This is a genomic window from Alistipes sp. An31A (assembly GCF_002159425.1).
In the GTDB taxonomy this organism is placed as follows: domain Bacteria; phylum Bacteroidota; class Bacteroidia; order Bacteroidales; family Rikenellaceae; genus Alistipes; species Alistipes excrementigallinarum.
This window is the reverse complement of the sequence record NZ_NFIO01000001.1, coordinates 236,327-261,452: the sequence shown is the minus strand read 5'-3', so window position 1 is coordinate 261,452 and position 25,126 is coordinate 236,327. Positions and strand designations below refer to the sequence as shown.

At 63.4% G+C, this 25,126-nt stretch carries 23 protein-coding genes; 14 read left to right on the top strand and 9 right to left on the bottom strand.

Features of this window, described 5'->3' with window-relative positions; translation table 11 throughout:
• Positions 1-56: 56 nt before the first annotated feature.
• The 5 genes from rpmB to B5F90_RS01145 all read left to right on the top strand — a co-directional run bounded on the left by rpmB (position 57) and on the right by B5F90_RS01145 (position 3,264).
• A complete protein-coding gene (rpmB, locus tag B5F90_RS01165; protein WP_087360228.1) occupies positions 57-290 on the top strand; it encodes a 50S ribosomal protein L28 in 234 nt (77 codons plus the stop codon).
• A 16-nt stretch (positions 291-306) separates the two neighbouring features.
• Positions 307-489 (top strand): 50S ribosomal protein L33, encoded by a 183-nt coding sequence (gene rpmG, locus B5F90_RS01160; RefSeq protein ID WP_087263103.1) that lies wholly within the window; start codon positions 307-309, stop codon positions 487-489.
• Positions 490-502: 13 nt separating this feature from the next.
• Positions 503-661 (top strand): DUF4295 domain-containing protein, encoded by a 159-nt coding sequence (locus B5F90_RS01155; RefSeq protein ID WP_087360225.1) that lies wholly within the window; start codon positions 503-505, stop codon positions 659-661.
• A gap of 138 nt (positions 662-799) precedes the next feature.
• Positions 800-2,179 carry a hypothetical protein gene (locus B5F90_RS01150; RefSeq protein WP_087360222.1) on the top strand — a complete coding sequence of 460 codons (1,380 nt, stop codon included), beginning with the start codon at positions 800-802 and terminating at the stop codon, positions 2,177-2,179.
• Positions 2,176-3,264: a trypsin-like peptidase domain-containing protein gene (locus B5F90_RS01145; protein ID WP_087360219.1), complete on the top strand. Its 1,089-nt coding sequence runs from the start codon at positions 2,176-2,178 to the stop codon at positions 3,262-3,264. The genes B5F90_RS01150 and B5F90_RS01145 overlap by 4 nt, the downstream gene beginning before the upstream one ends.
• A 105-nt stretch (positions 3,265-3,369) precedes the next feature.
• Here the strand turns inward: B5F90_RS01145 and B5F90_RS10955 are convergent, their stop codons facing one another.
• On the bottom strand, positions 3,370-4,452 hold the full coding sequence (locus tag B5F90_RS10955; RefSeq protein ID WP_162607733.1) for a hypothetical protein: 1,083 nt from the start codon (positions 4,450-4,452) through the stop codon (positions 3,370-3,372).
• A 153-nt stretch (positions 4,453-4,605) separates the two neighbouring features.
• Here B5F90_RS10955 and ftsY point away from each other — a divergent pair, with 153 nt between their 5' ends.
• From ftsY to rny, 5 genes are all read left to right on the top strand, one after another.
• Complete coding sequence (gene ftsY, locus B5F90_RS01135) at positions 4,606-5,619, top strand: signal recognition particle-docking protein FtsY (RefSeq protein WP_087360213.1); 1,014 nt, start codon at positions 4,606-4,608, stop codon at positions 5,617-5,619.
• Positions 5,620-5,668: 49 nt separating this feature from the next.
• Positions 5,669-6,967: a 30S ribosomal protein S12 methylthiotransferase RimO gene (gene rimO / locus B5F90_RS01130; protein ID WP_087360210.1), complete on the top strand. Its 1,299-nt coding sequence runs from the start codon at positions 5,669-5,671 to the stop codon at positions 6,965-6,967.
• A gap of 65 nt (positions 6,968-7,032) precedes the next feature.
• A complete protein-coding gene (locus tag B5F90_RS01125; RefSeq protein WP_087360207.1) occupies positions 7,033-7,356 on the top strand; it encodes a hypothetical protein in 324 nt (107 codons plus the stop codon).
• Positions 7,357-7,359: 3 nt separating this feature from the next.
• Positions 7,360-7,665, top strand: coding sequence for a cell division protein ZapA (locus B5F90_RS01120; RefSeq protein ID WP_087360204.1), 306 nt, complete (start codon positions 7,360-7,362; stop codon positions 7,663-7,665).
• Positions 7,666-8,137: 472 nt separating this feature from the next.
• Positions 8,138-9,685, top strand: a complete 1,548-nt coding sequence (gene rny, locus B5F90_RS01115) for a ribonuclease Y (RefSeq protein WP_087360201.1) — start codon at positions 8,138-8,140, stop codon at positions 9,683-9,685.
• Positions 9,686-9,945: 260 nt separating this feature from the next.
• Here the strand turns inward: rny and B5F90_RS01110 are convergent, their stop codons facing one another.
• From B5F90_RS01110 to B5F90_RS01100, 3 genes are read right to left on the bottom strand one after another with little or no spacing between them, the layout of a single operon-like run.
• Positions 9,946-10,680: a DUF6064 family protein gene (locus B5F90_RS01110; protein ID WP_087360198.1), complete on the bottom strand. Its 735-nt coding sequence runs from the start codon at positions 10,678-10,680 to the stop codon at positions 9,946-9,948.
• Positions 10,677-11,180, bottom strand: a complete 504-nt coding sequence (locus B5F90_RS01105; RefSeq protein WP_087360195.1) for a threonine/serine exporter family protein — start codon at positions 11,178-11,180, stop codon at positions 10,677-10,679. The genes B5F90_RS01110 and B5F90_RS01105 overlap by 4 nt, the downstream gene beginning before the upstream one ends.
• Positions 11,177-11,944, bottom strand: a complete 768-nt coding sequence (locus B5F90_RS01100; protein WP_087360192.1) for a threonine/serine exporter family protein — start codon at positions 11,942-11,944, stop codon at positions 11,177-11,179. Before B5F90_RS01100 ends, B5F90_RS01105 begins: the two co-directional genes overlap by 4 nt.
• 137 nt (positions 11,945-12,081) lie before the next feature.
• Here B5F90_RS01100 and B5F90_RS01095 point away from each other — a divergent pair, with 137 nt between their 5' ends.
• Positions 12,082-12,711 (top strand): HD domain-containing protein, encoded by a 630-nt coding sequence (locus tag B5F90_RS01095; protein WP_087360189.1) that lies wholly within the window; start codon positions 12,082-12,084, stop codon positions 12,709-12,711.
• A 275-nt stretch (positions 12,712-12,986) separates the two neighbouring features.
• Here B5F90_RS01095 and gcvT read toward each other — a convergent pair whose 3' ends face one another.
• On the bottom strand, positions 12,987-14,087 hold the full coding sequence (gene gcvT / locus B5F90_RS01090; RefSeq protein ID WP_087360186.1) for a glycine cleavage system aminomethyltransferase GcvT: 1,101 nt from the start codon (positions 14,085-14,087) through the stop codon (positions 12,987-12,989).
• Between the two features lie 160 nt (positions 14,088-14,247).
• The gene (locus B5F90_RS01085; protein WP_087360183.1) at positions 14,248-15,456 is read right to left on the bottom strand and encodes a hypothetical protein; all 1,209 of its coding nucleotides are present in this window, start codon (positions 15,454-15,456) and stop codon (positions 14,248-14,250) included.
• Positions 15,457-15,654: 198 nt separating this feature from the next.
• On the opposite strand from B5F90_RS01085, the gene B5F90_RS01080 reads away from it, so the two are divergent.
• The 3 genes from B5F90_RS01080 (at position 15,655) to B5F90_RS01070 (ending at position 21,001) form a co-directional block, all read left to right on the top strand.
• Positions 15,655-18,642, top strand: a complete 2,988-nt coding sequence (locus B5F90_RS01080) for a PEP/pyruvate-binding domain-containing protein (RefSeq protein ID WP_087360180.1) — start codon at positions 15,655-15,657, stop codon at positions 18,640-18,642.
• Between the two features lie 93 nt (positions 18,643-18,735).
• Entirely contained in the window at positions 18,736-20,073 is a 1,338-nt protein-coding gene (gene gdhA / locus B5F90_RS01075; protein WP_087360177.1) for an NADP-specific glutamate dehydrogenase, read from the top strand.
• Between the two features lie 340 nt (positions 20,074-20,413).
• Positions 20,414-21,001: a DUF4840 domain-containing protein gene (locus B5F90_RS01070; RefSeq protein ID WP_087360175.1), complete on the top strand. Its 588-nt coding sequence runs from the start codon at positions 20,414-20,416 to the stop codon at positions 20,999-21,001.
• A gap of 121 nt (positions 21,002-21,122) precedes the next feature.
• Here the strand turns inward: B5F90_RS01070 and B5F90_RS11095 are convergent, their stop codons facing one another.
• From B5F90_RS11095 to B5F90_RS01060, 3 genes are all read right to left on the bottom strand, one after another.
• Positions 21,123-21,368, bottom strand: coding sequence for a hypothetical protein (locus B5F90_RS11095; protein WP_239307712.1), 246 nt, complete (start codon positions 21,366-21,368; stop codon positions 21,123-21,125).
• Positions 21,365-22,276 carry a phosphatase PAP2 family protein gene (locus tag B5F90_RS01065; protein WP_239307711.1) on the bottom strand — a complete coding sequence of 304 codons (912 nt, stop codon included), beginning with the start codon at positions 22,274-22,276 and terminating at the stop codon, positions 21,365-21,367. Before B5F90_RS01065 ends, B5F90_RS11095 begins: the two co-directional genes overlap by 4 nt.
• 248 nt (positions 22,277-22,524) lie before the next feature.
• Positions 22,525-25,107 (bottom strand): calcium-translocating P-type ATPase, PMCA-type, encoded by a 2,583-nt coding sequence (locus B5F90_RS01060; protein ID WP_087360172.1) that lies wholly within the window; start codon positions 25,105-25,107, stop codon positions 22,525-22,527.
• Between the last annotated feature and the right edge of the window lie 19 nt (positions 25,108-25,126).

Below are 25,126 nucleotides of genomic sequence, written 5' to 3'. Positions count from 1 at the left end.
GAATTTTGACTATATTTGCACTCCCTTTCGGGGATTTTAACCAAAAAAACACAAAGATGAAAGTTTGCGAAATCACTGGCAAAGTGGCGATTGTGGGCAACAACGTTTCCCACTCGCACCACAAGACCAAGCGCAAGTTCAGTCCCAATCTGAAAACCAAGCGCTTCTGGTCCGAGGAAGAGGGCCGCTGGATTACCCTGCGTGTATCGGCAGCCGGCATGAAAACGATTAACAAGAAGGGTCTTGCAGTGGCAATGCGCGAGGCAGCCGCAGCCAAAACCATCTACTAAAAAAACCGAGTAACACATGGCAAAGAAAGGCAACAGAGTTCAGGTCATCCTCGAGTGCACCGAACAGAAAGAGAGCGGCGTTGCGGGAATGTCCCGTTACATCACCACCAAGAACAAGAAGAACACGCCCGAGCGTCTGGAGCGCAAGAAGTACAACCCCTTCCTGAAGCGTGTCACCGTTCACCGTGAAATCAAATAGTTATTGAAGCGTTATGGCAAAGAAAGTAGTCGCAACACTGAAGACCGGCACGGGCAGACAGTTTACCAAGTGCATCAAGATGGTCAAGTCCGAGAAGACGGGTGCCTACATGTTCAAGGAGGGCATCATCGCCAACGACCAGGTCAAGGCGTTCTTCGAGGAGAAGAAATAAGTATTTCCGGAGAAATCCGAAATACAAAGGGCATCCCGACGGGGTGCCCTTTGTGTTTTTCAGGGGGTCGGGTGGCATCTTCTCGCAAAAAATCGCTATATTTGGGAAAAGAGCGGGGTCCGCTCACACGACACTGCCATGAAACAGACCCTCACATTCACCCCCTCGGTCATCCCCTCGACGGCCAGCCGCCTCGACCCCGACGCCTTTGACCGCAGTCTGGAGGCCTTCAACGAGAAACGCTACCGCGACTCGTTCCTCGCGCTGCTCGACTTCATCGGCAAGGGGCTGCGCACGCGCTACGGCAACGCCGATGCCACCGCATTCGAGATTCCCCACGGCTCCATCGTGGTCCGCATCCGCACCGACGGCGGGCGGCTGCGCATCGAGGCCCCCTTCCTCGAACTGCCCGGGAAGGGGCGCATCCCGCTGCTGCGCCAGGCCGCCGTGCTCAACATCTGCGGCATGGACCTGCCGCGGATTGTACTGCGCGGCGAGCGCCTCTACTTCGAATACGAGTGCCCGATGACGCTCGTCCACCCCGCCAAAATCTACTACGTGCTGCGCGACATCTGCCACACGGGCGACCGCTACGACGACGAGTTCGTCACCAAGTTCCACGCCCGCCGCATCTGCGAGCCCCGCATCGAGCGCTACGACGCGGAGATGGTCGCCCGCCTCTGCGGCGCGATTCGCGCCGCCTGCGACGAGGGGCTGCGCGAAGCCGCTGCCTTCCAGAACGAGCGCAACTACGGCTACGCCTGGAACATCATCGCCACGACGCTGCTGCGCATCTGCTACCTCGCCCGGCCGCAGGGGCAGCTGCTCAACCGGCTCGACCGCGCCATTCACGAGCTCGACCGCGAGGACATACCCCTTCCGGAGGTGGTCTCGCGCGGCTGCTCGTTCGCCCGCACGCTCGGCGCCATGAGCGACGAGGAGCTCGCCGAGGGGCTCTACCGCATCGAGACCTTCATTCCCGAGAAGAGCCGCGCCACACTCAAAAGCATCCAGGACGCCTTCTCGGAGAGCGCCGCACGGTGCGCCGAGGCGCTCGAACGCAAGGATTACGCCGTCTGCTGCCTCTCGACCGTCTACAAGTTCTATGAGATGTACTACAACAGCGACGTGCCGGAGCAGGTCGACGCCGTCATCTCGCAGGCTCTTGCCCAAAGCGCCTCGCGGCCGCTCGAGGAGGCCGCGCCGCTGCTCAACGACGCCATGGAGTGCATCATGGAGGGCGACTTCGGCGAAGAGGAGGATGGCGGCGACGAAGCCCCGTCGGCGAAGGCCTCGGCCGGCGAAGCAGCCCCGTCGGGCGAGGCGTCCGCATCGGAGGCACCCGACACGGAGGCCGGCGCCGCGGAACCCACGCCGCTGCAGCGCGAAGCCATGACCGGCGTCCTGCTCCAGAGCGGTTTTCTGGAGCGCTACATGAAACAACGCATCCACGGAACGGAAGCCCCGGACGCCGCCGGCGCCGCGGAGCGCCCCGACCCTAAACAGACCGAACGATGACTGACCGCAATTCGCTCTATGCCGCCGTGCTGAAGGTCAACCATGCCGGCGGTTCGGGAAGCTGCTTCTACCTGAAGCGCCACAACCTCTTCGTGACCAACTACCACGTCATCGAGGGGTTCCACACGGTCGCCCTGCAGGACAACGACCGCCGCGCGTGGCGGGCCCACGTCGTGCTGGCCAACCCGGCCCGCGACATTGCGCTGCTGGCCGCCGAGGGGGACTTCTCGACGCTGCCCGAGCTGACCCTCGCCACAGAGGAGCCCCTCATCGGCGACAAAATCCGCGTGGCGGGCTACCCCTTCGGCATGCCCTTCACCCTCACCGAGGGGAGCATCTCCTCGCCCGACCAGCTGATGGATGGGAGCCACTACATCCAGACCGACGCGGCGGTCAACCCCGGCAACAGCGGCGGCCCGATGCTCAACCTCCGCAACGAGGTCATCGCCATCACGGTGAGCAAGCTCACCGATGCCGACAACATGGGCTTCGGCATCCCGGTCGATGCCCTCCGCCCGATGCTCGAGCGCACGGGCGAACTCGACGCGACGACCTACCGAGTGCAGTGCCCCGGCTGCGACGAGTTCATCGCCGGCGAGGAGGAGTACTGCCCCAGCTGCGGCGTGCGGCTGCCCGAGGGGGTCTTCCGCGAGCGGGGGCTCACCGACCTGGCGCAGTTCTGCGAAAAGGCGATTGCCGCAATGGGGGTCGACCCCGTGCTGGCCCGCATCGGACAGGAGTCGTGGCGCTTCCACAAGGGGAGCTCCGAAATCCGACTCTTCGTCTACGAGGACTCCTACCTCTTCTGCACCTCGCCCATCAACATCCTGCCCAAACGCGACCTTGAACCGGTGCTCACCTACCTGCTCTCGGCCGACGTGGCCCCCTACAAGCTGGGGCTCGAGGAGAACCAGATTTACATCGCCTACCGGGTCCACCTGACCGACATCTTCTCGGACGAGGCGCCGCGCATCGGCCGCGAACTGACGGGGCTGGCCCTCAAGGCCGACGAGCTGGACGACTACCTCCACGAGAACTACGGCTGCGACTTCTCGGAATACGCCCGGCGCGAGGAGCAGAACTGAATCGAAGCAGGTCGAGGACCGATACGCTGAAAAACAGGAGGTCGGCACACCTTCGGGGTGTGCCGACCTCCGTCGCATCATGCAGACCAGGCCGCCGCAGCCGCATCAGAAGCGGTGGACCGCCCGCACGAGGTACTTCGTACCCTTCTGAATTTCGTTCAAATAGGGCGGTTCGAGCCCCAGATGGCTCATCCATACCCGGCGGGCATCAATCTCGGTCGACGAGAGGTAGTAGATGGAGCGGTCGAGCTTCCGCCCGCCGTGCTCCCGCAGCGTGGTGTTGAAGCGCTCGCGGGCGTCGCGGTCGAGCCGCATGCGCGAGCCGCCGTTGTAGTTGTGCCCCAAGGTGAGCAGCTCGTCGATGGCGGGCAGATACCACCCCTCGCCCTTGCGGTGGCACCACTCGAAGGCCGGGAAGTCGGACCACGCAAGCCCGTCGCGCTCGATGACCCGGGCCACAGCCTCCATGTTCTTGCGCCCGTCATCGCGCGAATCGGCCCCCACCGTCTGCAGCCGCTCCTTGTGCAGCAGGCACCACGGCAGGAAGAGCTCGTCGAGCGAGAGCACCAAACCGTGCAGCCCGTCCTCCGTCACGGCGCATACGACGCCCACGACACCGTCCACTTCATAGTAGTCACCCGGCCGGTAGCTGCGCACCGTGCGCACGCCGGAGGTCTGCTCCGGCTGTGGTTGCGGCTGAGGCTCCGGTTGAGGTTGGGGCTCCGGTTGCAACTGCGGCTCCGGCTGCGGGCCATCCGCCGGCGCAGCCGGAACGGGAGCCGGAGTCGGGGTAGCAGGAGCGACCGGTGTAGAAATCGAAGCCGGGACCGGAGCAGGCACCGTGACCGGGGCGGACGTCGGAGCGGAGTCCGGTGTCGGGGCAGAGTCCGGTGTCGGGGCAGAGTCCGGTGTCGGGGCAGCCGGAGCAACCGGAGCCGGAGTTGGGGTCGGGGCAAATTCATCCCGCTCGCCGTTGGGATATTCGATGTAGCTGACCTCGCCGACGGGCAGCACGTAGGTCGGACCGTCGGGGTTCGTGAAGCGCTTGTAGCGCACCGTTTCGGGTGAAATCTCCGTGACGAGGACCTTCAGCCGCTGTCCGTCGCGACGGACCAGCAGGTCCTGCGCCCCGGCCAGCGAGAGCCCTCCGAAGAGCAGCGCCACCAGGCAGATGAGTGCACGTTTCATCGTTTGCGAATGGTTGTTTCCGACAAAGATAGCGTTTTTTCGCAAACCTCGCCGCCCGGGCCGCCTTCCCGACCGAAAAAGCGGGCCCTCTCGACCGGCATTTGTTTGGTTTTGCGCGCGCAGGGTATTATCTTTGCACAAAACATCTACAGAATGGGATTTTTCGACATTTTCAAGAAGAAACAGTCCGCCGAAGCCGCTCCCGAGCAGGCCGAACAGCAGCGCGAGGAGCTCACCGCCGGACTCGAGAAGACCAAGACGGGCCTCTTTTCGAAGCTGGCGCGCGCCGTGGCCGGACGCTCGACCATCGACTCGGAGGTGCTCGACAACCTGGAGGAGGTGCTCATCACCTCCGACGTGGGGGTGGAGACGACCGTCAAAATCATCGACCGCATCGAGAAGCGCGTGGCGCGCGACAAATACATGAACGCCTCGGAGCTGCAGAAGATTCTGCGCGAGGAGATTGCCGACCTGCTCGAACAGTCGGTGGGCTCGGCCGAGAACTTCGGCCTCGACGTGCGCGAGGGCGAGCCCTACGTGGTGATGGTCGTCGGCGTCAACGGCGCGGGCAAGACCACCACCATCGGCAAGCTGGCCGCCCAGCTCACCCGCATGGGACGCAAGGTCTACATCGGCGCGGCGGACACCTTCCGCGCCGCGGCCATCGACCAGCTGGCCGTCTGGGCCGAGCGCGCCGGGGCGACGATGATTCGCCAGGAGATGGGCTCCGACCCCGCCTCGGTGGCCTTCGATACGCTCAAGTCGGCCAAGGCCAACGGCGCCGACGTGGTGCTCATCGACACGGCGGGCCGTCTGCACAACAAAATCGGCCTGATGAACGAGCTGACGAAAATCCGCAACGTCATGTCGAAGGTCATCCCCGACGCGCCGCACGAGGTGATGCTCGTGCTCGACGGCTCGACGGGACAAAACGCCTTTGAGCAGGCCAAGCAGTTCACCCAGGCGACGAAGGTCACCTCGCTGGCCATCACCAAGCTCGACGGCACGGCCAAGGGGGGCGTGGTTATCGGCATCAGCGACCAGTTCCGCATCCCGGTGCGCTACATCGGCATCGGCGAGGGCATCGACCAGCTGCGCATCTTCGACCGCCGCGAGTTCGTCGACGCGCTGTTCGGCGACGGGAAGCAGGGCGCACCCGCAAAATAGCGCCCGGCCGGCACGCCGGCATGCAAACCCCAATACGAGAGAAACAACGATGCGCAAAATCAACGTCATCACGCTCGGCTGTTCGAAAAATACGGTGGACAGCGAACATCTGATGGCCCGCCTCGAGGCGGCGGGCTACGAAGTGGTCTTCGACAGCGACCGGACCGACGCCAAGGTCGTGGTCATCAACACCTGCGGATTCATCGGCGACGCCAAGCAGGAGTCCGTCGACATGATACTCCGTGCGGCGGCGGCCAAGAAGGCGGGCAAAATCGAGCGGCTCTTCGTCATCGGCTGCCTCTCGGAGCGCTACGCCGACGAGCTGCGGGCCGAGCTGCCCGAGGTCGACGACTTCTTCGGCGCCCGCGACTGGACGGGCATCGCCCGCGCGCTGGGCGCCCCCGAGGGGGAGGAGCTGGCCACCGAGCGTCACCTGACCACGCCGCGCCACTACGCCTACCTCAAGATTTCGGAGGGGTGCAACTGGCGCTGCGGCTACTGCGCCATTCCGCTCATCCGCGGCCCGCACGTCTCGGTGCCGATGGAGCAGCTGCTGGAGGAGGCGCGCAAGCTCGCCGCCGGAGGCGTGAAGGAGCTGATGGTCATCGCCCAGGACACGACCTACTACGGCATCGACCTCTACGGCCGCCGCCGGCTGGCCGAGTTGCTCCGCGAACTCTGCCGCATCGAGGGGCTCGAGTGGATACGGCTCCACTACGCCTACCCCACGGGCTTCCCCGAGGAGGTCATCGAGGTGATGGCCAGCGAGCCGAAAATCTGCAAATACCTCGACATCCCCTTCCAGCACATCTCCGACCGCCAGCTCACGGCCATGAAGCGCCACCACACCAAGGCCGAGGCCTACGAGCTCATCCGCAGGCTGCGCACGCGCATTCCCGACATCGCGCTGCGCACGACGCTGCTGGTGGGCTACCCCGGCGAGACGGAGGAGGATTTCGAGGAGCTGCTGCAGTTCGTGCGCGACATCCGCTTCGAGCGGCTCGGCGTCTTCGCCTACTCCGAGGAGGAGGGGACCTACTCGGCGCTCGAGCTCAGGGACGACGTCCCCGACGAGGTCAAGCAGCAGCGCGTCGAGCGCATCATGACGCTCCAGCGCGAAATATCGCTCGAGAACAACCTCCGCCGCGTGGGCCGCACCGGCCGCGTCATCATTGACTCGCGCCAGGGCGACTACTACGTCGGACGCTCGCAGTACGACTCGCCCGAGGTGGACCAGGAGATTCTGATTCCGGCCGCCGGGGGCCGCATGCTGCGGGGGCACTTCTACCCCGTACGCATCGTCTCGGCAGCCGAATACGACCTCTACGGCGAGCGCGCGGAGGCATAAAAAATTTGCTTTTTCCCGTTCTTTTGCATACCTTTGAATTGCGAAAGTCATCCATTCCGACGACCATGGCCGACAAGAGCGTGATAGTAAACATAGAAGCCCGTGTCAGACAGCTCATGGGCGAGCACCGCGACGCCGTGCGGCTCAACCGGGAGCTGACCGCGGAGCGGGACGCGCTGAAGGCCGAGAACCGTGCGCTGAAGGAGCGCATCCGCGCGCTCGATGCCGAGTTGGCGCGGGCGCAGCTTGCGGAGGGTCTGGCCGGAGGGGATGGCGGCAGAGAGAAGGCGCGGGCACGCGTAAACCGTCTTATGCGGGAGGTAGACAAGTGCATCGCCCTGCTCCGACAACCCGAAACGGGCGCCGAAGAGCGGCAGGCAACGAAATAACCGATGGCACAGCAGGCAATAAAGCTCAAACTGGCAGGCAAAAGCTACTCGTTCAAAATCGAGAGCGAGAAGGAGGAGTTGTACCGGCTTGCCGAGAAGGAGGTCAACCAGTACGTAGCCTCCATCAAGCAGAACAACTTCCAGGGCTGGACCGACCAGGACTACCTGGGGATGGCGGCGCTCAAGTTCGCCATTGCGCTGCTCGACCTGAAGCAGAGCCGCGAAGTGGGCGATGAAGACCTCAAGCGGCTGACGGCGCTCGACAACGAGCTCGACCGCTACCTCAACGCTCTGGAGCCCGAACGCTGACCCCGGGGCCGCAACGAAAGAGCCTCCGGACCACAGAAAGGGACCGAGGGAGTGAATCGAAGAAAAGGGCCGAGGAAGCGGGCCAAGGAAGAGGATCAAGGAAGGGAGCCGAAAAGGGGCCGGAAGGAAGAGCTGAAGATAACGGACGGAGGGGCAAGAGCCACCGGACGACAAGACACAAGACGACAAGCGAACACAAGATAGAAAACCGTTCTTTTACATATTCGGAGGAAAATCTACCCGCATAGATTCCTTAAGCTTTGCGAAACTGAACACTTTTTACATTGGGGCAACTCGTCGGTGCTTCAAAATCAGGCCTTAACCCTTCGGGGTGCATGCATCGGCATGCCGTTGGAAGATTGCGATTCCCGGAGCCCCCACACTTGACTTATCGGCAGATTCGTCAAACGAGACAAGGAACTCTATGCGGTTTTTTTATGACCACAATTAACCTAATTATAAACACAGAGAGATGACAACCATCATTTTGACTGCCTGCATCTCCGCCCTCGTTGCCGTTGGCATCTACATAGCCATCACCAACTTCGTAACGAAAAACACCATAAAGAAACGTTGCGAGGCCGCCGTGAAGGAGGCCGAAGCCGAGGGAGAGATGCTCAAGAAGGAGCGTATTCTCCAGGCCAAGGAGAAGTTCATACAGCTCAAGAGCGAGCACGACCGCCAGGTAAACGAGCGCAACCAGAAGCTCGCCCAGAGCGAGCAGCGGGCCAAGCAGCTCGAGGCCAACCTGCAGAACCAGCAGCGCGAAGCGGAGAACAAGTGCCGCGAGAACGACCGCCTCAAGGAGCAGCTGCAGAACCAACTCCAGCTCCTCGACCACAAGCGTGAGGAGCTCGAACAAATCAAGCGCGAACAGAACGTGCGCCTCGAACAGATTTCGGGCATGAGCTCCGAGGATGCCAAGAACATCCTCATCGAGAACATGAAGGCCGAGGCCAAGAGCGAGGCGGCCGCCTACATCAACGAAACGGTCGAAGAGGCGAAGCTCACCGCCACGAAGGAAGCCAAGCGCATCATCATCGCCTCGATTCAGCGCGTGGCGACCGAAACGGCCATCGAGAACGCCGTCACGGTCTTCAACATCGAGAGCGACGAGGTCAAGGGCCGCATCATCGGCCGCGAGGGGCGCAACATCCGCGCACTCGAGGCCGCCACGGGCATCGAGATTATCGTCGACGACACCCCCGAAGCCATCATCCTGAGCGGCTTCGACCCCGTGCGCCGCGAGATTGCCCGTCTGGCGCTCCACCAGCTGGTCACCGACGGCCGCATCCACCCCGCCCGTATCGAGGAGGTGGTGGCCAAGGTCCAGAAGCAAATCGAGGAGGAGATTGTCGAGGTGGGCAAGCGCACGACCATCGACCTGGGCATCCACGGCCTGCATCCCGAGCTGATTCGCATGATTGGCAAGATGAAATACCGTTCGTCCTACGGCCAGAACCTGCTCCAGCACGCCCGTGAAACGGCCAACCTGGCAGGCATCATGGCTGCCGAGCTGGGCCTCAATCCCAAGCTGGCCCGCCGCGCCGGTCTGCTGCACGACATCGGCAAGGTGCCCGACGACGAGCCCGAACTGCCCCACGCAATCATCGGCATGAAGCTGGCCGAGAAGTACAAGGAGAAGCCCGAGGTATGCAACGCCATCGGCGCCCACCACGACGAGATTGAGATGACCTCGCTCATCGCCCCCATCATCCAGGTCTGCGACGCCATCTCGGGAGCCCGTCCGGGAGCCCGCCGCGAGGTGGTCGAGAGCTACATCAAGCGTCTGAAGGAGATGGAGGACATCGCACTGTCGTACCCCGGCGTGATGAAGACCTACGCCATCCAGGCGGGTCGCGAGCTGCGCGTCATCGTCGGCGCCGACAAGCTCTCGGACCAGGAGTCGGAGAGCCTCTCGCACGACATCGCCAAGAAGATTCAGGACGAGATGACCTACCCGGGCCAGGTCAAGATTACGGTCATCCGCGAAACGCGCGCCGTCTCCTACGCCAAGTAGCGACCCGGCAGCCGCCCAAGGGAGTTTCGATGCGGAATTGCCCGGCAGGCCGGAAGGGCGTCCGGGCCGTTCCATACCGGGCCGTACGAACGGCGGCTTGAAGGATGCGCCGAAACCGGCTGCATGAAATCCTCCCGGGAAGAGCCAACGAAAAGAGCCTCCGACACGCGCGCGTGTCGGAGGCTCTTTTTATCTATTGGAATACGAAGACGCGACCGTCCCAAACGCCAAAAAGGCGGAGCAGAAGCCGCGCGCCGGAATCAGCCGAGCATTCCCGCCACCTGGCGCCAGAGGGTCACGGCGAAGAAGAGCCCCAGCGCTGCGCACATCACCAGCAGCAGGCCGTTCATGACCCGCACGTCGGGCTTCGAATCGCCATGCACATGGGTGTCGATGTATTCGCGCAGGAAGCGGTAGAGGGCCGGCAGCAGCGCACAGGCGAGCAGCAAATCCTCGGGAATGCCGAAGAAATAGATTTTCGAGAAGCCGATAAGCGCCCAGTGGCAGAGGAAGAGGATGACGAAGAGGTTCACCCGCTTCGAAAAGGCGAGCAGCAGCCCAATGGTGAAGACCGCCACCGAGCAGGGCATCACCGGCGAGGTCAGCGCCGGGAACTCCAGACCGCGCAGCAGCGAGAGGAGCGGATAGCAGAAGGGAACGGCGAAGAAGAACCACACCAGCCGGTCGTGGCGGCGCGTACGCTCGAAGGTGGTGTAGCCCACCGCCAGGTCGTAGAGCCAGATGAGGGCCATCACCCCCCAGAAGAAGGCCATCACGCCGCTGTAGGCCCGCTCGCGGCAGGCCACCAGATAGTAGGCCACTGCAATCCACCCGTTGACGAAGACCAGATAGAGCTTCATGGCCAGCTTCGTCGCCCGCGACGGCCGCCGGTAGAGCAGCACCGTGAGGAGGATGCCCGCCGCCAGAATGGCCAGCTGCACGGGCCACGTCGTGGCGTTGTAACGCGCGATGGTCTGCCAGAAGAGTTCGTTCATGATTTGCTGTCGTACTCTTTGCGGCGCGTGAGCGAGTGCGCCCGTTTGTTGAAGAGAAAGATGGGGGCCGCAGCACCCGCCGCAAGCATGAAGATGACGCTGCAGGTGACGAAGCCGTTGCGGACAATCTCAAGCAGATAGGTGCTGCTGGCGGCCGGATTGTCGATGTTCTGCATGAACATAATCATCGAGAAGACCGTCTTGTAGGCATACATGCCGGGAATCATCGGCAGCAGCGCCGGGATGAAGAGCACGGTCATCGGGCAGAGGATGCGGCCGCCGAGCAACAGGCTTCCCACGCCGATGACCACCGAGGCGCAGAGCGAGGCGCTGGCGATGTCGAGTCCCGCCTGCATCAGGGCGAAGCGGAACGCATGGCCGACGGCGGCCAGCAGCGCGATGACCGGGAAGGCGCGCATCGGCGGGTCGGAGATGGCTCCGAAGCCTATGGCGGCAATCGCCGCGAAGAATCCGTCGGAGAGGAGGTCGAGCAGCGTCATAGCAATCCGTTTTTGACAATCATAAGCGTGCACGACAGCCCGACGGCGATGCAGACGATGAGCATCAGCGCCGAGGTGAGGCGGGCGATGCCGTTGAGCACATGCCCCTCGACGATGTCGATGACGCCGTTGATGAGCGGCACGCCGGGGATGAGGTAGAGCACGCTCGTACCGATGGCTATCTCGGAGGTGGTCTCGAAAATCAGCGCCCCCGAAGCGTACATCGAGGCGGTGAACGACGAGGCGATGAAGGTGACGTAGTGGTTGAATCCGCGCGCCTGCATCCGCTGCTTGAGGAAGAAGCCCAGCAGCGTCGCCGTGAAGACGAAGCCCATGGCGCACCAGTCGCCGCCGAAGAGGCGGCAGAAGGAGGCGTTGGCAAAGCCGACGAGCAGCAGCGTGAAGACGGGGTCGAGCCGCGGCCGGGTGATGATGCGCTCGTAGCGGGCGCGGATTTCGGGGAGCGACAGCCGACAGTCGTAGGCCTCCCAGCTCAGGGCGCTCAGCTCGGCGTTGAGCTCGAAGCTGATGGGACGGGGCGGAATGTCGGCCACCTCGCTGTAGACCTCGCGGCTCTCGTCGTCGTAGACCGAGAAGGTCATCTCCTTCTGGAAGGCCGAGACCATCACCCGCACGCCGAGTGCCGCCCCGAGCCGTTTCGAGTTGCGCACCACGCGCGAGGTGTGGACCCCCGAGCCCATGAGCCGCGTGGCATACTCGGCGATGAACTGCGCAATCTCCCTCAACTCCGCACTTGTCTTCATACCGCAATAGTTTCCAGGGGACAAAGATAGTAAAAGGGCCGTGCAAAACGCCATGACGCAGGCAATTTTTGCCCCTAAGGCGCACTCCCGGCGAGGCAAAGCTCCGCAGCGAGCGGATTTTTGGCTATCTTCGCACCATGAAACCCACCCCGAGCCTTGCAACCTACATCGAAGCGGAGATTATCCCCCGCTACGACTCGTTCGACCGTGCACACGACCGGCGGCATGTCCGCTCGGTCATTGACCGCAGCCTGACGCTGGCCCGCGAACTGGGCGCCGACCCCGACATGGCCTACACCGTGGCCGCCTACCACGACACGGGACTTGTGGCCGGACGTGAGCGCCACCATACGGTCTCGGGCGAGATTCTGGCGGCCGACACCGCGCTGCGCCGCTGGTTCGACGAGGAGCAAATCGCCGCGATGCGCTGCGCCGTCGAGGACCACCGCGCCTCGGCCAAGGAGCCGCCCCGCAACCTCTACGGCCGCATCGTCGCCGAGGCCGACCGCCTCATCGAGCCGATGGTCATCCTCCGCCGCACGCTCCAGTACGGGTTTGCCCACTGCCCCGAGCTCGACCGCGCGGAGCAGTATGCCCGCTGCCGGGCCCACCTGCACGAGAAGTACGGCGAAGGAGGCTACCTCCGCCTCTGGCTCTCCGATACGGAGAACGCCCGCGCGCTCGAACGGCTGCGCCGCCTGCTCGACGACGAGGCACAGCTCCGCACGCTCTTCGAGCAGCTCTACGACGAGGAGTCGGGACGCTGAGCCGCCCCCTCCGGAACATTCCGCCCCAAACCAGTCCATCCCAAGGCGTCAGAAGCAGAGCAGCCAGCGGCAGGCAGCAGGGCGTAGACCCGAGACTGCCGGACCCAAGGCGTCCGGACCCGAGGCGCCCCTCCCCGCAGCGCCCTACCCTGCCCCACCGTAAATCCTGCCCCGCCGCAGATGCCGTATAAAATAAAGAAGCGGTCCCGGTTCCCGGGACCGCTTCTTTGTCTCAGCGTGGGCAGCACCCGCTGCGGGCGCCGCACAACGGACCGCTATACGAAGGGGAGCTTCACCACCTCGGCGCGCAGCAGACGGCCGCGCACCTCGACGGCGATTTCCGACCCCGGCTTCGCAAACTCGGGCTTCACGTAGCCCATGCCGAAGCCCACCTTCATGCAGGGGGACATCGTACCCGAGGTGACGTGGCCAATCTCCGCACCGTCGGGCGAGGTGAGCTTGTAGCCATGGCGCGGAATGCCGCGGTCGATGAGCTTGAAGCCCACCAGACGGCGCGTCACACCCTCGGCCTTCTGACGCTCCATGAGCGGACGGTCGATGAAATCCTTGCCGTCGACAAACTTGGTAATCCACCCCAGACCCGCCTCGATGGGCGACGTCGTGTCGTCGATGTCGTTGCCGTAGAGGCAGAAGCCCTTCTCCAGACGCAGCGTGTCGCGCGCACCCAGACCGATGTTCTTCAGACCGTACTCGGCACCGGCCTCCCAGAGCGCCTTCCACAGTCGGTCGGCATCCTCGTTGGCCACGTAGATTTCGCAGCCGCCCGAGCCCGTGTAGCCCGTGATGGAGAGGATGGCATCGCAGCCCGCCACCTTCATCTTGCGGAAGGTGTAGTACTCCATCTGCTCGACCGGCTCGTCGCACATCTTCTGGACGACCTTCATGGCCAGCGGTCCCTGCACGGCCAGCTGGCAGATTTCATCCGAGGCATTGTAGAGCTGCTTGCCCGGACCCGCCTCGAGCCCCATCTTGGCCCCCTCGGCGCAGATGTGGGCCCAGTCCTTCTCCGTATTGGCGGCGTTGACCACCAGCAGGTAGGTCTCGGCGTCGATGCGGTAGACCAGAATGTCGTCGACGATGCCGCCGCGGCCGTTGGGCATGCACGAATACTGCACCTTGCCGTCGTAGAGCTTCGACACGTCGTTGGTCGTGATGTGCTGCAGCAGCGCCTCGGCCTTGGGCCCCTTGACCCAGATTTCGCCCATGTGGCTCACGTCGAAGACTCCCACGCCGTTACGCACGGTCATATGTTCGTCGTTGATGCCCGTAAACTCGATGGGCATGTTGTACCCCGCGAACTCGGCCATCTTGGCCCCCGCCGCGAGGTGGTACTTGGTGAAAGCGGTTGTTTTCATTATGGTTGTTTTAGGTTCGGTCAATTCGTTTTCCTAAGATTTTCCGGCGCGCCGGCATCCTCCGCCGGAGGCCGCCCCCGAAGAGAGCTGCACGGAGAGGACTCTTCCCGGAGCACCGCACGGCCGGCCCGGTGCACGCCGCGCGCGGCGCCCCGCACAGCTACTCGTCGCGCCGCTTGACGCCCAGCCGCGGACAGCGGTGGAACTCCTTCGTGCGGTCGAACAGATAGCGGTAGGTGGTGTGGACCTTATGGCGCGTGGCGCAGACGTAGGTCTCAATCATGCGGTTCATCACCGGATTGAAGTCGCCAATCCACGCCAGCTCGAGCGTCTTGTAGCGCGTCTGCTGCTCCATCATGAAGTGCCAGTACTTGACCATGATGGCCGACTCGACGCCCTTGCCGTGGAACTCGGGCGCGATGCCGAAAATCACGCCGAAGATGCGGTCGCTGCGCTTGCGCACCTTCAGCTCCCAGAGCAGCTGCAGCTTCTGCCACCAGCCGAAACGGCCGTTGAAGCGGCCGATGATGCGGTTCAGGTCGGGCACCGTGATGAAGAAGCCGATGGGCTCGTCGTTGAAATAGGCGAAGAAGATGATGTTGGGGTCGATGAGCGGCTTCATCTGGCGCATCATGTAGAGCGCCTCCTCCTGCGTCATGGGCTTCACCCCCGAGAAGAGCGCCCAGGCCTTGTTGTAGACCAGGCGGAAGTTCTCGGCCTCCTCCTCCAGATTGTTCATGTCGATGGTCTCGACGTGGTAGCCCGGCGTCGAGTAGAGCCGCTCGGCGCGGTCGAAAATCCGGGCGCTCGTCTCCGAGACGTTGGCCCGCCAGATGTAGCTGTTCTGGTTGAAGTAGTTCTGGAAGCCGTAGTTCTCGAACAGCTCCTTGTAGTAGGGCGGGTTGTAGGGGTTGCGGTAGAGGGGCTGGAACTCGTAGCCCTCGACCAGCAGGCCCCACCAGTCGCGCCGCTGTCCGAAGTTGACCGGGCCGTCCATCGCCTCCATGCCGCGGCTGGCCAGCCACATGCGCGAGGCGTCGAAGAGCATGTCGGCCACGCGCTGGTCCTCAATCGACTCGAAGAAACCGCAGCTGCCCGTGGGCTGCTCCTCGAGGGCCGCCTTCTCGCGGTTGTAGAAGGCCGCGATGCGCCCCACCACCTCGCCCGAGGCGTCGCGCACCACCCAGCGGATGGCCTCGCCGTCGGCGAACAGGTCGTTCTTCGCAGGGTCGAAGACCTCGCGGATGTCGACATCGAGGGGGCAGACCCAGTTGCGGTTGCCCTTGTAGATGCGTTTGGGGAGGTCGAGCCACTCGCGCTCGAGGGCCGGCGTGGTGACCTCCTGCAGAACATATTTATCGGAATTCATCTCCTTGGATTTTCGTAAGTCTACGCAAAGATAACAATAAAAACCGATTTGCATCGGCTCCCCCCGATTCATTTCGGGAAAGTCGCCCTTTTGCCGCCCGCAGCGGGTCACAACGCACCGACGAAATGGCTCCTGCTATTGGATATCACGCCCTTTATCTTTATATTTGTATATTCGACAATGTCTAAACCGACTGCCATGGAGAATACCCCCGAAGAGCGGCTGCCCGAGAGCCGGGAGCCCTACCGCTTCATGAAATACCGGATTCACAAGATTCTGCTGGTCTGCTGCAGCTACGACGGCTACATCCTCGAGGAGGACGGCCACATCGAGTCGCAGATTAACCAGGAGTACCTCGAACTCAACCTCTCGAATCCCCCCTCGTTCACCCGCGTGAGCTCGACAGCCGAGGCGCTCGAGCTGCTGGACGAGGATGACTCCTACGACTTCATCCTGACGATGTACAACGTCGGCGAGCCCGACGTCTTCGCCTTTGCCCACATCGTCAAGGAGCGCCACCCGCGCATCCCCATCGCGCTGCTGACCTCCTTCTCGAAGGATATCTACCGCCGCATCGAGGAGCGCGACCGCTCGGCACTCGACTACATCTTCTGCTGGCACGGCAACACGGAGCTCATCATCGCCATCATCAAGCTCATCGAGGATGCCATGAACGCCCGCGAGGACATGCTCCAGGGGGGTGTCCAGGCCATCCTGCTGGTCGAGGACTCCATCCGCTTCTACTCGACCTACCTGCCCGAGCTCTACAAGCTCATCCTGCTGCAGAACACCGAATTTCTGAAGGATGCGCTCAACGAGCAGCAGCAGGTGCTGCGCAAGCGCGCGCGGCCCAAGATTCTGCTGGCCACCTCCTACGAGGAGGCGGTCGACCTCTACGACCGCTACCGCAACAACCTGCTGGGCGTCATCTCCGACGTGGGCTTCGTCCTCCACCGCAACGACCCCTCGCAGAGCGAGAAGCGCGACGCCGGCATCGACCTCTGCCGTCACATCCGCGAGGACAACCCGCTGATGCCCATCCTGCTGCAGTCGTCGCAGACCGAATTCGAGGAGATTGCCCGCCAGCTGGGCGTGGGCTTCATCGCCAAGAACTCCAAGACGCTGCTCTCGCAACTGCACGAATACATCTCCCGGGAGTTCGCCTTCGGCGACTTCATCTTCAAGGACCCCGCCACGGGGGCCGTCATCGGCAGCGCCCGCGACCTGAAGCAGATGCAGGAGATGATTGCCACCATCCCCGACGACGCCTTCGAGTACCACACCTCGCAGAACCACCTCTCCAAGTGGCTCTACTCGCGCGGTCTGTTCCCGCTGGCGGCCGCCATCCGCCGCCACAACAAGAGCCACTTCGCCACGCGCGAAGCGCACCGCCGCGCCATCGTCAACCTCATCAAGGACTACCGCACGCTGCTCGGGCAAGGGGTCATCGCCCGCTTCGACCCAGAGACCTACTCCGACGCGGTGGCCTTCGCCCGCATCGGCGAGGGGTCGCTGGGCGGCAAGGCGCGCGGCCTGGCCTTCATGAACTCGATGCTCATCAAGTACCGCCAGTACGACAAGCACGAGGGGGTACGCATCCTCATCCCCCGCTCGGTGGTCATCGCCACCGACTACTTCGACGAGTTCATCCGTCTGAACGGTCTGAAATACATCATCTCGCAGGACCTGCCCGACGACGTGATTCTCTCGGAGTTCGTCGGCTCGACCGTGCCGGTCAAGCTGCAGGAGGAGCTGCGCGCCTACATCCGCACCACCTCCGGACCGCTGGCCGTGCGCTCATCCTCCAAGCTGGAGGATTCGCACTACCAGCCCTTCGCCGGCATCTACTCGACCTACATGATTCCCCACGTGGACAACGAGGGGCAGATGCTCCGCCTGCTGCTCAAGGCCATCAAGAGCGTCTACGCCTCGGTCTACTTCGCCGCCTCGCGCGCCTACATCTCCTCGTCGCAGAACGTCATCTCGGAGGAGAAGATGGCGGTCATCATCCAGGAGGTCTGCGGCACGGAGCAGGAGGGGCTCTTCATGCCCACCTTCTCGGGCGTGGCCCGCTCCATCAACTACTACCCCATCGGCGACGAGACGCCCGAGGAGGGCATCTGCAACGTGGCGATGGGCCTGGGCAAGCTGGTGGTCGACGGCGGCCGCACGCTTCGCTTCTCGCCCAGCCATCCCCGCAAGGTGCTCCAGACCTCGACGCCCGAGCTGGCGCTGCGCGACACGCAGAGCGAGGTGCTGGCCCTGAGCCTCCGCCCCGAGGAGTTCCGCACCTCGATTGACGATGCGGTGAACCTCCACCGGCTCGACCTCACGCAAATCTCCACGCTGCGCAACGCCCGCTACGTCTGCTCGGTGTGGGACCGCGAGAACGAGCGCATCTCGGACAGCCCCATGGACCCTGGGCGGAAGGTCATCACGTTCAACAACATTCTGAAGTACAACACCTTCCCGCTGGCCGACATCGTCTGCGACATCCTGCGCATGGGCACCGAGGAGATGCGCTGCCCGGTCGAGGTGGAGTTTGCCGTCAACATGGACGTCCCGGCGGGCCAGCAGCGGATTTTCAACCTGCTGCAGATTCGCCCCATCATCGACAACCAGGACAACCGGCCGATGGACTGGTCGACGGTCGACACCTCCGAGGCGCTCATCTACGCCGAGAGCGCGCTGGGCATCGGCGCCATGCACGACCTGGCGGACATCATCTACGTGAAGCCCGAGACCTTCGACACGCTCTCGACCGAGCGCATCGCCCAGGAGCTGCTGGAGTTCAACCGCAGCATGCGCGAGGAGGGGCGCTCCTATATATTGGTAGGCCCGGGCCGCTGGGGCTCGTCGGACCCCTTCCTCGGCGTCCCGGTCAAGTGGACCCACATCTCCGAGGCGAAGGTCATCGTCGAGTGCGGCATCGAACGCTTCGAGGTCGAGCCCTCGCAGGGCACCCACTTCTTCCAGAACGTCACCTCGCTGGGGGTGGGCTATCTGACCATCAACCCCTTCCGCGGCGACGGCAGCTTCCGCATCTCGCGGCTCGACGCCCGGCCAGCGCTCCGCGAAGGGGAGTTCCTGCGCCAGGTGCGCTTCGAGCGGCCGCTGCGGGTCTATATCGACGGACGTTCGAACAAGGGCATCATCGCCGAGTGCCCGGCCGATGAGACCGTGTGACGAATTTGCTAAAATTTTCCATGGAGAGTTACAATCTATCGGAAATAATACTATATTTGTACTAAACAACAACCAACTAAAACTTCACAGACTATGAATGTAAACAAACTGATGGCCGAGCTCGAGAAGAAGCACCCGGGCGAGAGCGAGTACCTGCAGGCCGTTCGCGAAGTGCTGATGACCGTAGAGGAGACCTACAACCAGCATCCGGAGTTCGAAGCCAACCGCATTGCGGAGCGCATCGTTGAACCCGACCGCAGCTTCACGTTCAAGGTGGTATGGGTGGATGACAAGGGCGAAGTGCAGGTCAACACCGGCTATCGCTTCCAGTTCAACAACGCCATCGGTCCCTACAAGGGCGGTTTGCGTTTCCATCCCTCGGTGAATCCCTCGATTCTGAAGTTCCTGGGCTTCGAGCAGATTTTCAAGAACGCGCTGACGACGCTGCCGATGGGCGGTGCGAAGGGCGGCTCGGACTTCAACCCCAAGGGCAAGTCGGACCGCGAGGTGATGCGTTTCTGCCAGGCCTTCATGACCGAACTGTGGCGCCACATCGGTCCCGAGACCGACGTTCCGGCCGGTGACATCGGCGTGGGCGGCCGCGAAATCGGCTACCTCTACGGCATGTACCGCAAGCTGGCGCGCGAGAACACGGGCGTGCTGACGGGCAAGGGCATGACCTACGGCGGTTCGCTGATTCGTCCCGAGGCTACGGGCTTCGGCGCCGTATACTTCCTGCGCCAGATGCTTGAGAAGGCCGGCATGGACATCAAGGGCCAGACCATCGCCATTTCGGGCTTCGGCAACGTGGCCTGGGGTGCCGCTACGAAGGCTACCGAACTGGGTGCCAAGGTGGTGACCATTTCGGGTCCCGACGGCTACATCTACGACCCGGCCGGTCTGGACAAGGAGAAGATTGCCTACATGCTCGAGCTCCGCGCCTCGAACAACGACGTTGTGGAGCCCTACGCCAAGAAGTTCCCCGGCTCGCAGTTCTTCCCCGGCCGCAAACCGTGGGAGGTCAAGGTCGACATCGCCATGCCGTGCGCAACGCAGAACGAGCTTGACGGCGAGGATGCCAAGAAGCTGCTGGCCAACGGCGTGAAGATTGTTGCCGAGGTTTCGAACATGGGTTGCCGTCCGGAGGCCATCGACGCCTTCATCGCGGCGAAGATTCCCTACGGCCCGGGCAAGGCGGTGAACGCCGGCGGCGTGGCTACGTCGGGTCTCGAGATGACGCAGAACGCACAGAAGCTCAACTGGACGGCCGAGGAGGTCGATGCCAAGTTGCACCAGATTATGTCGTCGATTCACCACGCCTGCCTCGAGTACGGCACGGAGAAGGACGGCTACATCAACTACATGAAGGGCGCCAACATCGCCGGCTTCATGAAGGTTGCCAAGTCGATGGTTGAGCAGGGCATTCTCTAATCGACGAAAACTACGGAGCGACCCCTGTCGCTTCGACCAAAGACTCCGAGGAGGTTCGGCATCTGCCGGACCTCCTCTTTTTGCGCGCCCCGGACAGATGCAGCCCGCTTCGGCCCGGCTATCTGCTCCGCCAGAACCGGCTTCACCGGCTGTCTGCTCCACCGGTGTCTGCTCCACCGGCATATGCCGCGGCAAATGCCGGGCAAACACTCCCGCCCCGCAAAACCCTTGTGATGGAAAACCGCCTCCCGGTGGGGAAAATCCGACGGTCCGTTGAATTTATTTGACCAAGAGACCGCCCGTCGCTACATTTGAGCCGTATCACCAAAAACAAACGACTATGAAACATCTGTGCAGATTGACGGCTACGGCCCTTTGCCTCCTTGCGACGGCGCTCTTCACCGCCTGCGGCAACAGCAACAAAAAGGAGTCGCCGACTCCCCTCTCCCTCTCCGACATGACGGGCGAATATGCGGGCACCTTCGACTTCACCCCCTCACCGAGCAGCCTCAACCCCTCACCCGAGGCGCAGAACGGCGTCGAAGTATCGCTCCGCGTGGAGGATGGCCGCATCGTCATTCCCCGCTTCCCGGCCTCAACCCTCGTTACGGCCCTCCTGGGCGAGGAGCAGGCCGCACAGTTGCTCACCATGCTGGGCGACATCTCCTACGAGGTGGAAATCGGCACCCCCACGGCCGACGATACGCAACTCTCGGCCGCGCTGACCGCGCCCCAGCTGCGCATCGACCTGGCAGGCGTGCTCGTCGTCCTGATTGACATCGAGGCCCCCGCAAAGATGACCTTTACCCGGTCGGGGACGCTCGCCTTCACACTCAGAACCACTCGCTGTCAGCTGGGTGAGGGCGCAAGCGCAGGCGAGCCCTTCGAACTGGTCAACGAGCTGAAGTTCAAGCTGACGCGGAAGTAATCCGCGACGCAGCAACCGCACGAAACGGCCGAGTCCCCGAACACCGGAAGGAGTTTGGGGACTCGGTTTGTTTTCAGAAAGCGCCTCTGCGGCGGAGCGGCAGAGTCTGCAGGGCCGCGCCTCAGAAGACGGCCGCCACGGCAAGGCCCAGCGTCACCCGATGCAGCCGTTCGTGCGACGAGCGCAACATCGGCGGCGCCATGTCGTAGTCGAGCAGGAAGCGCACGCCGAAGTTCTGCGAGGCAAGGTAGGTAGCCGACACGCCCGTTCCGAGCTGGAATCCGCCGCAGCCCCCCAGGCGGGTCGTATCGGTGTTGCAGCTCTTGTAGCCCTCATAGCCGCCCAGAGCTTCGACCCCAGGAGTCACCGCACCGAGAAGGGGTAGGAGAGGTAGAGTCCGGCGCTGGCCGAGGCGCACTTGAGGTTCTCGGTCTGCGAGACATTGTTGACGCTCACGCGCAGATACGACGACGAGAGACGTCCGCCGATGCCCCAGTAGGGTGTGCGGAACCACGCCCCCTCGACCCCCACCGAGGGACCCGACATCAGCTCGACGCGCGTGGAGGGTCCCAGCCGGTAGCTGCCCGGCATGGTCGAAAGTCCGAGCGAAAAGCTCAGGAACGAGGGGCAGCGGTAGCGGTCGTAGACAAGCATCGTCTCCTCGACGTTGAGCCCGCGCCGCTTGTAGATGAGGTCGGCGAAGAAGTAGCCCAGCTCCGTGGCAAGGATGCCGATGCCGGCCCCCACCATCACGTCGCTCACCCAGTGGCGGTTGTTGAGCTGGCGAGAGACGCCCGTCAGCGTGGCCACCGTATAGCCCCCGACACTCACCCAGGGCGAGAGGTGGCCGTACTCCTTGTGGAGCATCGTGGCCGCCATGAAGGCCGTCGCCGTATGTCCCGAGGGGAAGGAGTTGCGCGTCGAGCCGTCGGGGCGCATCACCTTGCAGGAGTACTTGAGCGAGTTGACCGCCGTGGCCATCAGCGCGGCGGAGAAGGCATCCGAGACCAGCATGCGCCCCCACGAACTGCGGCTTCGCACGCCGAAGGCCTTCATACCGAACATGGTGGCCATGGGGAGGTACTGCACGTAGTCGTCGTAGTGGTAGTCGAACGAACGGGCATGGTCGTTGCGCAGCTCGCGGAAATCGTCATCGAAGGGCTTCATGACCAGGCCCCCGACGATGAGCGGCATGGCGACGAAGGTCATGCGGTAGGCGCGCGTCGAGCGGCGCCGGTCGATGCGGCGCTCGTAGGAGGGCCGAGGCGGGGACAAGGCAAGTGCGGCCGGTGCTGTCGGCAATCTGGCCGCATGCGTGCCGGGGTGCAAAGAGCACCGCCAACACGAGCAGTAAAAGGGCTCGTGTCATCACTGTTTCGAAACCTGTTTACCGGATATCCGCGTTTTGTCTCCGGTCGGGACAATACCGCAAACCGGGGCCAAACCTCCCCGCAACACACACATCCGCACATCAAACATTCGGGCTGCAGGCTCCGGAGGGTATCGGAACCCCGACCCGCAAACTACCGCGCCCGGCGGCGCCGGCCGAGGGTACGAACCACCTCGCCGCCGATGGCAATGAGCGACGTGGAGCCGATGACGGCGGCCCACTCGCCCCACGAGAGCGGCACGGTACGGAAGACCGCCCCGCCGAACTCGACAATGAGCACCTGCCCGACGGCAATCACCAGCAGGATGAGGAAGAATTCACGACAGCCGTGCCAGTCCTTGAAGACCGAATGGCGCGTCTCGAAGCCCTTCGCATTGAACATATTCCAGAGCTGCATGAAGACGAAGGTCGAGAAGAAGAGCGTCAACTCGCGGACGGTCATCTCACCGCTGCCGAACGACCAGTAGAAGAGCATGCCCAGCAGCACGACCACCATCACGCCGCCGCACGTGAAGAGCGTCCGCGCCATGGCGGGCGTAATGATGAACTCGTTGCGCGGACGCGGACGGTCGCGCATCACCTCGGGGTTGGGCGGCAGCGAGGCCATCGCCATGGCGGCGAAGGTGTCCATGATGATGTTCACCCAGAGAATCTGCACCACCGTGAGGGGCATGTCGGTGCCGAAAATCGCCCCGACGAAGCAGATGACAATCGCCGCGAAGTTGATGGTCAGCTGGAAAAGGACGAAGCGCTGGATGTTGCGGTAGAGCGACCGTCCCCACATGACGGCCGTGGCAATCGAGGCGAACGAGTCGTCGAGCAGCGTGATGTCGCTGGCATCCTTTGCCACCGAGGTGCCCGACCCCATCGAGAGGCCGACGTTGGCGAAGTTGAGCGCCGGGGCGTCGTTCGTACCGTCGCCCGTGACGGCCACCACCTCGCCGCGCTGCTGCAGCAGACGCACCAGCCGCTGCTTGTCGAGCGGGCGGGCGCGCGACATAATCTTGAGCTCGCCGACGCGTTCGAGCAGCTCCTCGTCGCTCATGGCGGCGAACTCGGTGCCGGTCATGTGGTTGTGCTCGCCGTCGACGGCGTCGTTCCACAGGCCGATTTGGCGGGCAATCTCACGCGCCGTGGCCGGCGTGTCGCCCGTGACAATCTTGATGGCGATGCCGGCCCCGAGGCAGCGCGCGACGGCCGCCGGAACATCCTCGCGCACGGGGTCCGAGATGGCCGCCACGGCCGCAAAGCGGAGTCCGCCCGCCTCGACGGCCTGAAGGGCATCCTCTTCGGTGCACTCGCGCCAGGCAATGCCCAGCGTACGCATGGCGCGGTTCTGGAAGGCCAGCAGCCGCGTCTGAACCTCCTCGTCGCGCCCGTCGGGCAGCGACATCGAGCGCACAATCTCGGGGGCACCCTTCACGCAGAGGATGCGGCGCCCCGAGAGGCCGCTCTCGATGATGGTCGCCATGTACTTGCGCTCGGTGGAGAAGGTGAGGCGGTCGATGATTTTCGCCCCCTCGCGCAGCTGCTCGTACGACACGCCGCGACTGCGCATCCACTCGAGCAGCGCCCCTTCGGTCGGGTTGCCGATGATTTTGCCCTCGGCATCGAGGAAGGCGGTCGAGTTGAGGGCAATCAGCTCGTCGAAGGCCTGCTCCGGCAACTCGTCGTAGCAGACCAGCTCGTCGACGTGCATCTTGTTCTGGGTCAGCGTACCGGTCTTGTCGGTGCAGATGACCGTCACGGCGCCCATCGTCTCGCAGGCGTGCATCTTGCGCACCAGGTTGTGGGTCTTGAGCATGCGGCGCATCGACATGGCGAGCGAGAGGGTGATGCTCATGGGGAGCCCCTCGGGGACGGCCATGACGATGATGGCCACCGAAATCATGAAGATGTGGAGCACATGCTGCGAAATCTGCAGCCAGTCGCCCTCGAGCAGATGGCCCGCAAAGAGGGCCTTGCCCAGCATGACGCAGAAGATGGCGCACGAGAGGCCGATGCCGAGCTTGCCGATGAGGCGCGAAAGACGCGTGAGCTGGCGGTTGAGCGGCGTCTGCTCGTCGCTCTCGATGGTCGACTGCTCGGTCACGCGCCCCGCCTCGGTGCGGTCGCCCACGGCCGTCACGACCATGCGGCCGTAGCCGTCGACGACCGTCGTGCCGCGCATGGCCACGTTCGACGGATAGGTGGCCTCGGCATCGAAGTGGGCCTCGTCGGTGGTCTTGTCGACCGACGGCTCGCCCGTCAGCGTCGACTCGTTGATGCTCAACGACACGGCCTCGACCAGCTCGCCGTCGGCCGGTACCGTCTCGCCGCTCTCGATGCAGACCACGTCGCCCACCACCACGTCGCGGCGCGGCACTTCGCACACCGCACCGTCGCGCACCACCTTGACCGGGATGTCGTCGTTGACCTGGTTGAGCCGGCGGAAGCGCCGCATGGCGTCCCACTCGAACCAGAAGCCGACACACGTGGCCAGGATGATGGCGCAGATGATGCCGATGGATTCGGTGAAGTTCTTCTCGACGAAGGCGATGGCCAGCGAGAGCACCGCCGCGAAGAGCAGCACCTGAATGATGGGGTCACGGAACTTGTCGATGAAGAGTTTCCACGCCGAGTCGTCCTTCGGCGGCGTGATGACGTTGTCGCCGTGGCGCTGCCGGCTCTCGGCGACCTGCTGCGGGGTAAGTCCCCGGGGGTTGTAATCTTTCATTCGGGAGGAGGTATTTGTG